Origin of the sequence: Glycocaulis sp., assembly GCF_052168375.1 — a bacterium.
Taxonomy (GTDB): Bacteria; Pseudomonadota; Alphaproteobacteria; order Caulobacterales; family Maricaulaceae; genus Glycocaulis.
Genome location: NZ_JBQLZR010000113.1, coordinates 1 through 11,379, shown reverse-complemented (window position 1 = coordinate 11,379; position 11,379 = coordinate 1). Strand labels below are relative to the sequence as shown.

16 protein-coding genes are annotated in these 11,379 nt (G+C 64.6%); 12 read left to right on the top strand and 4 right to left on the bottom strand.

What is annotated here, in order from left to right:
- The 5 genes from gspJ to gspN all read left to right on the top strand — a co-directional run.
- On the top strand, positions 1-674 hold a 674-nt coding region (gene gspJ, locus ACTS2Z_RS04525; RefSeq protein ID WP_442572038.1), incomplete at its 5' end, for a type II secretion system minor pseudopilin GspJ.
- Entirely contained in the window at positions 674-1,654 is a 981-nt protein-coding gene (gspK, locus tag ACTS2Z_RS04520) for a type II secretion system minor pseudopilin GspK (protein WP_442572037.1), read from the top strand. The genes gspJ and gspK, both read left to right, overlap by 1 nt.
- Positions 1,651-2,871 (top strand): type II secretion system protein GspL, encoded by a 1,221-nt coding sequence (gene gspL / locus ACTS2Z_RS04515; protein ID WP_442572036.1) that lies wholly within the window; start codon positions 1,651-1,653, stop codon positions 2,869-2,871. The genes gspK and gspL overlap by 4 nt, the downstream gene beginning before the upstream one ends.
- On the top strand, positions 2,868-3,353 hold the full coding sequence (gene gspM, locus ACTS2Z_RS04510; RefSeq protein WP_442572035.1) for a type II secretion system protein GspM: 486 nt from the start codon (positions 2,868-2,870) through the stop codon (positions 3,351-3,353). Before gspL ends, gspM begins: the two co-directional genes overlap by 4 nt.
- A complete protein-coding gene (gspN, locus tag ACTS2Z_RS04505) occupies positions 3,350-4,090 on the top strand; it encodes a type II secretion system protein N (protein ID WP_442572034.1) in 741 nt (246 codons plus the stop codon). Before gspM ends, gspN begins: the two co-directional genes overlap by 4 nt.
- On the opposite strand, the gene ACTS2Z_RS04500 is transcribed toward gspN, so the two are convergent.
- The 4 genes from ACTS2Z_RS04500 to ACTS2Z_RS04485 all read right to left on the bottom strand — a co-directional run bounded on the left by ACTS2Z_RS04500 (position 4,087) and on the right by ACTS2Z_RS04485 (position 7,255).
- A complete protein-coding gene (locus ACTS2Z_RS04500) occupies positions 4,087-4,458 on the bottom strand; it encodes a hypothetical protein (RefSeq protein ID WP_442572033.1) in 372 nt (123 codons plus the stop codon). The two genes, gspN and ACTS2Z_RS04500, sit on opposite strands and share 4 nt — an antisense overlap.
- Positions 4,459-4,464: 6 nt before the next feature.
- Entirely contained in the window at positions 4,465-6,462 is a 1,998-nt protein-coding gene (locus tag ACTS2Z_RS04495; RefSeq protein WP_442572032.1) for an ATP-binding protein, read from the bottom strand.
- 150 nt (positions 6,463-6,612) lie between these two features.
- The gene (locus ACTS2Z_RS04490; RefSeq protein ID WP_442572031.1) at positions 6,613-6,834 is read right to left on the bottom strand and encodes a helix-turn-helix transcriptional regulator; all 222 of its coding nucleotides are present in this window, start codon (positions 6,832-6,834) and stop codon (positions 6,613-6,615) included.
- Complete coding sequence (locus ACTS2Z_RS04485) at positions 6,827-7,255, bottom strand: hypothetical protein (protein ID WP_442572030.1); 429 nt, start codon at positions 7,253-7,255, stop codon at positions 6,827-6,829. The genes ACTS2Z_RS04490 and ACTS2Z_RS04485 overlap by 8 nt, the downstream gene beginning before the upstream one ends.
- Before the next feature lie 222 nt (positions 7,256-7,477).
- On the opposite strand from ACTS2Z_RS04485, the gene ACTS2Z_RS04480 reads away from it, so the two are divergent.
- From ACTS2Z_RS04480 to panB, 7 genes are all read left to right on the top strand, one after another.
- Positions 7,478-7,780 (top strand): PadR family transcriptional regulator, encoded by a 303-nt coding sequence (locus ACTS2Z_RS04480; protein WP_442572029.1) that lies wholly within the window; start codon positions 7,478-7,480, stop codon positions 7,778-7,780.
- Entirely contained in the window at positions 7,777-8,337 is a 561-nt protein-coding gene (locus tag ACTS2Z_RS04475) for an HAAS signaling domain-containing protein (RefSeq protein ID WP_442572028.1), read from the top strand. The genes ACTS2Z_RS04480 and ACTS2Z_RS04475 overlap by 4 nt, the downstream gene beginning before the upstream one ends.
- 30 nt (positions 8,338-8,367) lie before the next feature.
- Complete coding sequence (locus ACTS2Z_RS04470; RefSeq protein ID WP_442572027.1) at positions 8,368-8,961, top strand: NnrU family protein; 594 nt, start codon at positions 8,368-8,370, stop codon at positions 8,959-8,961.
- Positions 8,962-9,000: 39 nt separating this feature from the next.
- On the top strand, positions 9,001-9,405 hold the full coding sequence (locus ACTS2Z_RS04465; RefSeq protein ID WP_442572026.1) for a DUF6249 domain-containing protein: 405 nt from the start codon (positions 9,001-9,003) through the stop codon (positions 9,403-9,405).
- Between the two features lie 27 nt (positions 9,406-9,432).
- The gene (locus ACTS2Z_RS04460) at positions 9,433-9,975 is read left to right on the top strand and encodes an RNA polymerase sigma factor (protein ID WP_442572025.1); all 543 of its coding nucleotides are present in this window, start codon (positions 9,433-9,435) and stop codon (positions 9,973-9,975) included.
- Positions 9,972-10,310: a hypothetical protein gene (locus ACTS2Z_RS04455; RefSeq protein WP_442572024.1), complete on the top strand. Its 339-nt coding sequence runs from the start codon at positions 9,972-9,974 to the stop codon at positions 10,308-10,310. Before ACTS2Z_RS04460 ends, ACTS2Z_RS04455 begins: the two co-directional genes overlap by 4 nt.
- A gap of 70 nt (positions 10,311-10,380) precedes the next feature.
- On the top strand, positions 10,381-11,208 hold the full coding sequence (gene panB, locus ACTS2Z_RS04450) for a 3-methyl-2-oxobutanoate hydroxymethyltransferase (protein WP_442572023.1): 828 nt from the start codon (positions 10,381-10,383) through the stop codon (positions 11,206-11,208).
- The last annotated feature ends 171 nt before the right edge of the window (positions 11,209-11,379 follow it).

Sequence of the window (11,379 nt, the reverse complement as noted above, 5' to 3'; positions counted from 1 at the left end):
GAAGCGCCCTTCTACACTCTCACACGCTTCGAGCGGTCCTCGACATGAAGCAGGAGGCAGGCTTCACCCTTGTCGAGGTCATGGTGGCCTTGGGCATTTTCGCGATTGTCGGCGTGATGAGCACCGGGCTTCTGGTGTCGACGCTGGATGCGCGCAGCCGTCAGGACGAGGCCGCCCGCCAGCTTGCCCAGTTGCAGCAGGTCCGCGCCGTGTGGCGCGAGGATGTCGCCCACATGATCATCCGTCCGCACCGCACTGCCGATGGCGGCTATGACGGCGCGGCGCTGACCGGGCCGCAGGCCGGGTTTGGCAGGACAGGGGCACTGGCCAGCTTCACCCGGCGCGGGCGGGCCAACCCGTCTGGCGCAGCTGACCGGTCGGGCCTTATCCGGGTGGAGTGGCGCGTGGAAGACGGCGTTCTCGTGCGTGAGGTCTGGACGGTCGTTGACCCGGCGCCGGGCTCGCAGCCTCACCGCATGGTGCTGGCGGAAAGCCTGAATGATGTGCAGATCCGGTTCCGCTATGGCCGCAACTGGCTCGAAGCCCTGCCGCAGCCGGGACGCGGCGAAAGCGCCCCCATGCCTTCAGCGCTCGAACTTGCCTACACCGATGCGCGTGGTCTCAGCATCGAGCATGTCGCGCTGACCAGCCTCGGATCGGGAGGGGCATCCTGATGCGCGACCAGACGCCAGATCACGAGCGCGGCGCTGCGCTGATCACGGCCCTGATGGTTGTCGCCTTCATGGCGGCCGTCAGCGTTTCGCTTGTCGAGATGATGCGCCATCAGATCGAGCGCACACGGGTGGTAGAGGACCGGTTGCAGGCATCGGCCTATCTCGATGGCGCCGTTGCCTATGGCGAAGTTCTGCTCGCCCGGTTTGCCGGTGGCGCGGACGAGGACTTCACTCCGGAAGGCCCTTGGGACGGCGTGCCGCGCGTCTTTCCAATCGAGAACGGGCAGATCATTGCCAGCATACGCGATAGCAATAACTGCCTGAATATCAACGCGCTGCATTCTGGCGATATGGCTGCTGACGAGCGTGCTGCCGCGCGTTTGCGCTCTCTCCTGCAGGCTGTCGGGCTGCCGCCCGGAGAGACGGAAACGCTGATCGCGGCGGCCACGGACTGGATCGACCCCGACCGGACGGCACGTCCCGGAGGGGCGGAGGATGACACCTATCTGGCGCGGGCAGAGCCGCACCGGGCGGCCAATCAGCCCTTTACCGAGCTTGGCGAAATGCGCCTCCTGCCGGGTGTCACCCGCGCTTTGTTCGAAACGCTGGCGCCCTATCTGTGCGCCCTTCCGACGAGTGTGCAGGCGCCGCTCAACGTCAATACGCTGCGCGCCGATCAGGCCGTTCTCATCACCGCCCTTTCCGAAGGCAGTGTCAGCCTGCAGGCCGCCGGTCAGGCGCTCTTCCGGCGTCCGAGCACGGGCTATTCCAGCCTTGAGGCGTTCTGGGCCGATCCGGTCATGGCCGTGATGCCGCCAGAGGAACGGCCGTTGAGCCTGACGGCGCTGCGCTCGGAATGGTTTGAACTCAATCTGGCTGTGGAGCTTGGCGAGATGCGTCTGATGCGGGTCCAGACCGTGCGTATGGATACATCCGGCGCGTTTACGCGCCTGCCGCCCGTACAGGGAGCCGTGCTGTGAGTGCAAGGCTGGTCATACATTTGCCAGAGGCGGCAGTGGATGTTTTCGCCTGGGCGTTGATGTCCGCTGCCGGTGAAGTGCTGGCCGAAGGCGAGGGCTCGCAGGGCCCGGATCTGCCCGCCAGTGCCGACATCAGCGCGACCATTGCCCTGATCCCCGCCCATCTGGCGCAGATGCGCACGCTCTCGATCCCGGCCCGTTCCGAGAAGGCCGCCCGCGAAGCCGCGCCGTTTGCAATCGAGGAATATCTGGCAGCTTCGCCGGACACTCAGCGTATTGTCTGTTCCGAGCCGCTAGGCGACGGCCAGCGCCGGGTGATGGCCGTCGAGGCCGGGCTTGCCGACCACTGGCAGGTGCTACTGGAGCGGTGCGCTACCCGGCCGGTCTTCGCGGTCAGCGACGCCATGCTGCTTGAGCCAGATACCGGCGAGCTGGCAGTTGCCTTCTACCGGGGCCGGGCTGTCTGGCGCTATCGCGACCTAGAAGAGGATGTGTCCGGCGGCTGTCCGGACAGTATCAGCGAGCTTGTTCTTCCGGCGCTCGCTGCCGCGCACAACCCGCAAAGGGTCAATCTCTCGGGGGCAGGCGCGGAAGCCTTGCAGGCTTTCGCCGATTATCCTGTCCGTGAGTGGGAAACTGCCGATTTCAACTTCCTCGCTTCCCAGGTGTCACTCGCCGGTCTGAAGGCGCAACCGGCGCTCTTTGGCACCGGGCTGATGGCGGTGATGGACTGGCAGGGCGTGCTGGGGCGCTGGCGGCTGGCTGCGGGCCTTGCCCTGACAGCGGGCGCGCTGGCGCTGGCGTCAGTGGCGAGCGAGGCCGTCTGGCTGTCGACCATGGCGCAACGGCTGGAGACGCAAAGCCGGGAAGCCTTCACAGCCGCCTTTCCGGATATTCGCCGGGTTGTGAACCCGCGCGTGCAGCTGGCGCAGAGACTGCGTGAGGTGGAAGCTGTCGATGGTGGCAGCGATCAGTTCCTGAGCCTCTCGGCCGCACTGGCCGGGGTGCTGGAAAATGCGCCGTCTGTCGAAATCCTCGCCGTTCGCTTCGAGGCCGGCAGCGCCGCGCTTTCCGTCTCTGCCCGCTATGGCGGCTTTTCCGATTTCGAGGCCCTTCGCGCTGCGGGTGAGGCGGCGGGGCTGGTGATAGAGGATGCCGGTGCCCGACAGGGCGCGGACGGCGTCAATGCAGACTTCGTGGTGAGGTGGGGCGCATGAACGCGGTTCTGACCTACTGGCAACGTAAGAGCGCGCAGGAGCAGACCATCCTGCTTGTGGCGGCGCTGGCAGCCGTCGTGATGCTGGGCTGGCTCCTTGTTGCCTCGCCGCTGCTCTCCTGGCGTGATGATGCGCGCAGCGCCTACCGGCAAAGTGCGGCCAGCCATGACGAGATCATGGCCGGTATTGCCCGCTATCAGGCTGTGCAGGGCAATGGCGCCACGTCCCGAACCGAAGAGGAAAGCGTCCGCAGCGTGGTCGCCGGGGCGGCAAGCCGCTCCGGACTGGTCCTGTCACGCGTCCTGCCGGATGAAGCTGGCCGGCTCAATGTCTGGATCGACAGCGCCGATGCGCCGGTCCTTATCGGCTGGCTGGAAACCCTGTCGCGCGATCATGGCGTGATCGTTGTGCGGGCGAGCATGGAACGTGCAGAGGGCAGCCAGGTGCGCGCCCAGATCCTGCTGGCACGGGGGGGCGAATGAACCGCATCATCCTGCCTGGCTGTCTTGCCCTTATTGTCTTTCTTGTTGCGGCTTTCGCCCTCACTCCGGCCGGGCTGCTTCACCGCTACGCGCTGCAGCCGCATGGCATCACGGCTGAGCGGGTGACCGGAACAGTAATGGACGGGCGCTGGCAGGGTGTGCACTGGCAGGGGCGGCGGCTCGGCTCTGGCGCGGCAGGTCTTGCCCCGCTCTCCCTGCTGACCGGCCAGCCTCGCCTGCGCTTCAGCCTGGCGGGCGAGGGGGTCGATCTTGCCGGCGACTTCCAGCTTTCCGGTCAGACGGTAAGGCTCACCATAGGTGAGGGGCGGATCGTGCCGGGGCGCTTCATCGCCGCCAGCGGCGAGAGCGCGGCGCTTTTGAATACCCCTGTGCGGCTGCGCGATATTGATGGCGTGTTCGACAGCACTGGCTGCGTCAGTCTTTCAGGCGCGCTTTCCGGTGATCCGCTGGGTGCCCTTGGCGCCCGCGCCGGTCTGGAACTGCCGGTTCTGTCAGGCGAGCTTGCCTGCGCCGGGCAGGCGGCAGGCTTTGGTTTTGCGGGAAGCAATTCGCAGCTCACGCTCGACGGCCATGTCCGCCTCGATGGTTTCAGGGCGGGCTGGCGGATCGAAGTGCAGACGGAAGATGACGCCCTCGCGCCAGCCCTTTCGGGCCTGGGCTTTTCGCGTTCCGGTGATGTCTGGTCAGCCGAAGGCCAAAGCGGACTGCGCCCCTAGAGCAGCGGCTTGCCGTCCAAGAGGTTTGCCAGAGCATCGGGGTCCTGCACGTCGATCTTCTCGTACGGGCCGAGCAGTTTCAGGCGGCTCTCCGGCTTGCCCGTCCCGCTGCGGTAATTTGTCAGCAGCACCACATGGCCTTCGAATCCGGACTGCTCGACCAGGGTCACGGTTTCCTCAAAGCTCTGATGGGGCGGCAGGCGCCGGTCGAGGAAGACCACCGAGAAATCCCCTCCGTTTCCGGCCTCGAGAAAGTCCTCGGCGCTCTTGAAGCGGGTAAACTCCCACGGCTCGGCGATACTGTCGGCAATGCCGGCCAGAATGGTGAGTTCGAGAGGATCGTCGTCTAGCAGGGCTGCACGTTTCATGAGGTCTCAGGCCGTCTTTCTGTCGCGGCGGGTCCATACACCGATGCTGGCGGTGAGGGCATCAAGGTCAAGCGGCTTGGTGAAGCTTTCCTGAACATCGAGCTGGCGGATGCGGCTACGCGTTTCCAGCGTGACATCTGCCGAGAGGGTAAACACCGGCGTATTGCGATTGGGCGTGTCGCCTGCGCGCAAGATCCTGACCGCCTCTTCGCCGCCAAGCTCGGGCATGTGCAGATCCATCAGCACCAGCGAGAAAGGCCGGCTGGAAAGGATCTCCAGCGCTTCGCGTCCCGTGCGTGCATGTATCGTCCGGTAACCCGCATTGCGGATGGCGTGGTCGAGCACGGCGAGATTGGTCTCGTTGTCTTCCACAATGAGGATGAGGCCATGCTCGCCCGCGCTGGCCTGCGAAGGCGGGGCGGAGGGCTGGCTATCAACCAGATTTGCTGCGGCGGGCAATGGCCAGGTGAAGTGGAAGACCGATCCCTTGCCTTTTTCCGATTCCACACCGATCTCGCCGCCCGCCAGCTCGACGAGTTCCTTGCTGATCGCGAGGCCTAGCCCGGTACCTTCGTGCCGCCGTGTCGCGGAGCTATCGGCCTGGGTAAAGCGCGAGAAGATCATGGCTTCTTCTCCGTCCTCAAGGCCGGGGCCGGTATCTGCCACTTCAAAGCGGATGCAGCCGTCGCCTGCGGGCAGGACGTTCAGGTGCACATGACCGGCTTCGGTAAACTTCACCGCATTGCCCAGAAGGTTGATCAGCACCTGTTTGAGGCGCCTCACATCGCCATGACAAATAGCGGGAAGTGACGGGTCCACGGCCAGGCGAAGGTCAAGCTGTTTGGCAATCGCGGTGCTGGCAACCACGCTGACCGCGCTCTGAGCGGCCCTGTGAAGGTCGAAATCCTCGCGGTCGAAGGCTATTTCGCCAGCTTCGATGCGGGAAATGTCGAGAATGTTCTCGATCAGGGAAAGAAGCGCCTGCCCGGACTGGCGCAGCGTCTCGACGTAGAAGCGCTGTCTTTCATTCAGCTCGGTATTGGCGAGCAGCCTCGCCATGCCGAGGACGCCGTTCAGCGGCGTGCGTATCTCGTGGCTGGTATTGGCGAGGAAGCGCGATTTTGCCTCGTTTGCACGCTCGGCGGCATCGCGGCTCTCAGCGATGAGGCGCTCGTATTCCTTGACGTCACTGATGTCCTGGAAGGTGCCGCTGATGACGCGGGTACGCCCGTCGCGGCGGCGGTCGGCGATCCGGCCCGTCGCGAGTGTCCACATATAGCTGCCATCGGCCGTGCGGTGGCGGATTCGCTCGCGATAGACCTCTGCCTTGCCGGAAATGCAGTCATAGATGGCCTTCACCACCCGCTCGCGGTCTTCGGGGTGGATGTAGTCGCGATATTCGTCTCCCGTCATCTCCGAGGAATGGTGCTTGACGCGCATCAGCTTGAAGCACTCTTCGGAGAAATAGACCCGGTCTTCGTCGGGGCGGTAGGACCAGACGCCCATCTTGGCGGCCTCGGTCGCCGTGCGCAGGCGCTCCTCGCTCATGCGCAATGCATCCTGCGATGCCGTCAGAGCGGTGACGTCGCTGATCACGCAGACCACGCCTTCAATGCCGCCGGGGCCTGTATCCGGTGCCGCATTGATCGACAGGACACGCCGGCCGGCGCCGGGCAATTCTATGGCGTGGACCACGCCGCGCACCGGATTGCCCGTCTGCATTACCTGGACGAAGGGCAGTTCCTCCGGCGGGAAGGGCGTGCCGTCAACATGGGTGATGTTCCACGCCTCGCCATCATAGGCCATGCCCGAAAGGGCTTCGAGCGGCAGGCCAAGTACGCTTTCGGCCTGCCTGCTTGCAAACACGATGCGACCCTGCTGGTCGAGGCGAAGCACCGCCGACCCGATCAGGTCCATCAGGCGAGCGGCCTGCTCTTGCTCCGAGCCGGTGGAATGGGCCGGCTGCCGGGTGCGCGCAAAAAGGCCGGAAAGCATGTCGAACATGGTTCAGAACGGGCCTCGCGCCGTGTGCCGGTCGCGAGCCTCTGACAACCCTCTGGCGGACACAAGAGATGACGGATCAACGTAATCTTTCCAGTGTCCGCCCGGGATGTTAAGGCCCTGTTACCATTCGGCACATTCGCTGTGCACGCTTTACTCGCCCGCCATTGTCCACGGGAAGACCTCGGTTATCGGCCGGCCAAAGACATCCGCGATCCGGTAGGCCGTCTCCAGCGTGGGCGAATACTTGCCGGTCTCGATGGCCGCGATCGTCTGGCGGGTTACCCCGACGCGGCGGCCAAGCTCGGACTGTGTCATTTCCCCGGTCAGGAAGCGCAGGGTCTTCACCTGATTGGTCAGGACGCGATCAGGCACGCCAGCCCCTCCGATAGCTTGTGATAACGACACCGCAGCTGACAATCTCTGCCACGACGATCACGAAAATCGTCCCTTGCACGATCTCCCACGGCGTTGCCTCGAAGGGCATGACACATCCCACGAGGATCATGCCGACAAGCAGAACTCCATAGGCGATCGAGCGGGCGCGGCGCTGGATGGCCCTGTCGCGCTCGTCAAGGGCCACCAGTTCACCCGGTTCCCGGCGGAAACGCGCCACCAGCGCGCTGATCCCGATCACAATGCCGGACCCTGCTGCGGCTGCTGTCAGAAGGCCGAGGCGGGTGAACAGCCCCACCTCGCCGGACGCCTCAAGAACGGAAATCACGACGAAAAAGCCGCCATAGAAAAGGGTGAGGGCACCCAGCCACACCCAGGAAAACTGCTCACGCTCGCTCATCGCTGTCTCCATCGCGAATTTGTTATCGAGCGCGAACATGATGTTAAAAATATAAAACATCAAGTGAAAAATAATGGCATCGATTTCCGCTGCCAATGCGGACGTCCCGCCCGGGGTGAGGGGGGTGCGATTGCCAGAGGACGGGCCAGCCCGCTAGATAAGGGCGGGGCAGGGCGTGATGCGTGCGAGCAAGTGATGAATCTTGATTCCTGGAAATCCCAGATGCGCAAGGGCGCCGCAGAATTCGCCGTGTTGTCGGCGCTGCGCGACGGCGAATTCTATGGCGTGGAGCTGGTTGCGCGCCTGACCGGCGCCGACAGCGTCGGCCTGTCTGAAGGCACGGTATATCCGCTGCTGCGCCGCCTGCAGTCGGACGGACGGCTGCATGCGCGCTGGGAGGTGAATGACAATGCGCCGCCGCGCAAATATTATTCCCTAACGCCCACGGGCCGGGATGCGGTAGAAGGGATGGCGGCATTCTGGGACCAGTTTGAAGCGCAACTGAACCTGATCGTGAGGCCATGATGAGCCATCAACAGCCTGATATCGCCGCCTATGTTGCGGCACTGGACACGGCGCTTCACGCCCTGCCTGCCGATGAGCGTAACGACATCGTTCAGGAGGCGCGCACCCATCTGGAGGCCAGCGCGCAGGCCGGGCGCCTGGAGGCGACGCTTGCCGCCTTCGGCATGCCGCAAGCCTATGCGGTCCAGTTTCTTGACGAGCACGAGGCCGCGCCGGCGCGCGCCACGCCCGCTGTCTGGACGGCAGCTGGCAGCGTGGCGGGCAGTTTCGTGCTTGCCCTTCTGGCTGCGGCTTTCGTCACGGTTGCGATCATCGACATCATGGTGCCGGCCTTTGGCATCTGGGTGAATCCGGCCTCCGGCGCGGTCTATTTCGGTCACGCAGGCCTGAGCACCCGCGCCGAGGAGCTGGCTGGCGCATGGCTGTCGCTGGCGTCCTTCCTGGCGGCTGGCGCCATGGCGTTTTTGAGCTTTGTCTCGGCGCGCGCTGGCGTGCGTGAAGTGCGCCGCTACTGGAGTGCGAAGAGCGGGCGGCTGGGGACCGGTCAGGCATACTGACAGGCTGAATACGCGAACGGGGGCTGGGGCATGGAATTTCTGATCGTCGGACTGGTTCTCTTTCTCGGCGTGCACAGCGTCCGGCTGATAGGCATGCGCGGACCGCTCATCGCGATGCTGGGCCAGGGCGGCTATTCGATAATCTATTCCCTCGTCAGCGCTGTAGGCCTCGCTCTCATTATTTATGGTCACATCCTGGCGCACCCCTCAGAAGCGGTGTGGGCCCCGCCGGAGTGGACGCGCACGGCCGCTCTGGTGCTGGTGCCGTTATCCATCCTGCTGATCGTTTCGGCGTATCTTCCCGGGCATATCCGCTCCACCGTGCGCCATCCGATGACGCTGGGCGTGCTGGTCTGGGCCGCGGCCCATCTGATAGCCAATGGCGAGATCGCCAGCCTGGTATTGTTTGGAAGTTTTGCGGCCTGGTCGCTGGTCACGCTGCTGGGCGCCTATATCCGTGGCGGCGCCTTTGCCAGTGAGGGAAGCTGGAGCGCTGACGGCATTGCTTTTGCCGTCGCCCTCATCGCCTCGGGACTGCTTGCCTGGTTCCACATGCAATTATTTGGCGTCGCGGTCGTCGAATTTGCATCCGATCCCTACGCGACGAGCATCCAGTCTCCATAAGGGTGCCCGGCGGGCGGGCCCGCAAAGGAGACACACATCATGGATGAAGACATTCTGATCCCCATCGCCTTCTTTCTAGCTGGCGTCATGATCGTTCTGATTGCCGTCGGCGCGGCGGTTATCAACCGCTTCAACCTGCATGCCACCATACGCGAGGCCGTACGAAACGGTCAGTCGCTGGACGCTGATGCGATCAAGGCTCTGGGTGCACCAGCGCGCAAGGAAAAGGGCGGTGATCTGAAATCGGGCCTGATCCTGATTGCAGTGGCGGCAGGCCTCGTGGTGATGGGCTACATGTTCGGCCAGACCATTCCCACCAGCGGCAATGCGCCCGATACCGCCTACATCTTCGCCGGCATAGCCGCGATACCCAGCTTTATCGGCCTGGTGCTGGTTCTGTTCGGGCTGTTCCAGGCCATGCGCCCGCAACAGCCGGGCGAGTGAACCAGCCAGCAAGGGCGGGGCGGCACCATGCCGGAAAGTGATGACGAGCTTGCCGCGCGTGTGGTGGCGGGGGGTGACAGACGGGCCTTTGCCGTTCTGGTCAACCGCCACCAGAGCCTCGTGCGTGGCATGCTGGCCCGCCTTACGGGCCGGTCCGCCGACGCAGACGATCTGGCGCAGGAAACTTTTGTGCAGGCCTGGCGCCGGATCGCTACCTATCGCGGTCAGGGGGGCTTCAGGTCCTGGCTGTGCCAGATTGCCTACTCGCGCTTCTTGATGAATGCGCGCAAGGACCGCTCCCGCGCCCGCCTGATGGAGGCCGCGGCGCGTGAACCGGAGCCGGAAGCCCCGGGAAGCGGCCATGCGGGAGAGCGCCTTGATCTCGACCGGGCGCTTGCAGGGTTGTCGCAGGACGAACGCGCCTGCATCGTCCTGTGTCACGGTGCTGGCCTCAGTCACTCCGAAGCCGCAGACATTACAGGCCTCGCACTCGGAACGGTGAAGTCCCATGTCAACCGGGGGCGGGCCAAGCTGAAGGCCTGGTACGAGGAAAGGGAGAAGGCAGCATGATCGCTTCTGATGACAGCTTTGATGCCGAGCTGAATGCGCTTTTCTCGGCCCGTGCCCCTGAGCCTGATCCGGCGTTTACCGCTGGCGTGATGCGGGCGCTGCCCGCCGGGACAGCTTTCAAGCCGCTTCTGCTCGCCGCCGCCGGATTGCTCGGGCTGGTGATTGCAGCGTTTCAGCTTCCAGGCCTTGTCGGCGTGATCAATGGCATGACCGGCGGTGCAGCGGCGCTGGCCGCCAGCGTTATCGGTCCGCAGGCGCTGGCCATGGGTGTCGTGGCGGTCGGCCTCGCGGCGGTCACGCACGTTCTGTTCCGGCGGACAGGGCTTTCGCTGTAGCGCGGCGGTTTGTGCAGGTGCGAAATCCGGGCTAGCGTGCCCGCCTTCCTGTAACCGACCGGAGCTTTCCATGTCTGCCCAGAGCCAGAACCCGGTGCGGCGCATCACCGTGACCGACATCCGTGCGCGCAAGGGCGGTGACCCGCTGGTCTGCCTGACGGCGTATGACGCGCCCACTGCGCGCCTGCTCGATCCGCATTGTGACGTGCTGCTGGTGGGCGATTCTGTCGGCATGGTCGTGCATGGCCTGCCCAACACCATTCCGGTCACGCTGGAGATGATGATCCTGCACGGGCAGGCGGTCGTGCGCGGCGCGCAGCGCGCGCTGGTCGTCGTGGACATGCCGTTTGGCAGCTATGAAGCCTCGCCGGAACAGGCCTTTGCCAACGCTGCCCGCGTGCTGCGGGAAACCGGCGCTCAGGCGGTAAAGGTGGAGAGCGGCGTCTATATCGCCGATACGATCCGCTATCTGGTCCAGCGCGGCGTGCCGGTCATGGCTCATGTCGGTCTGCGCCCGCAGGCGGCTCTTGCCGAGGGCGGTTTCAAGGCCAAGGGGCGCAGCGCTGCCGAACGCGACCGCGTGCTGGACGAGGCGCGCAGCGCCGATGCGGCCGGTGCGTTCGCCATCGTGGTGGAAGGAGTGGCCGAAGATCTCGCGACCGAAATCACCAGAGCCGTCTCGGTGCCGACCATCGGTATTGGCGCATCGGCGCAGTGCGATGGCCAGATACTGGTCACACCCGACATGCTTGGCCTGTTCGACTGGACACCGCGATTCGTGAAGCGCTACGCCGATCTGAAAGGCCTCACCGAAGATGCGGTGAAGGCCTATGCCGAAGATGTGCGCGCCCGGCGCTTTCCGGGACCCGACGAAGTCTACCGCATTACAGGCGCGTAACGCCGCTTGCGCGTATTGCGGCAGCACGGCCGTGCCGCTAGGGTCCGCCCAACATTGGACTGGCAGGAAATGCGAGGCGGGCCTTGGTCGACGTTTTCGACGAAGTTGAAGAAGAACTGCGCAAAGAGCGCTATATGCAGATGCTGCGCAGCGGGGGCCCGTGGGTTCTTG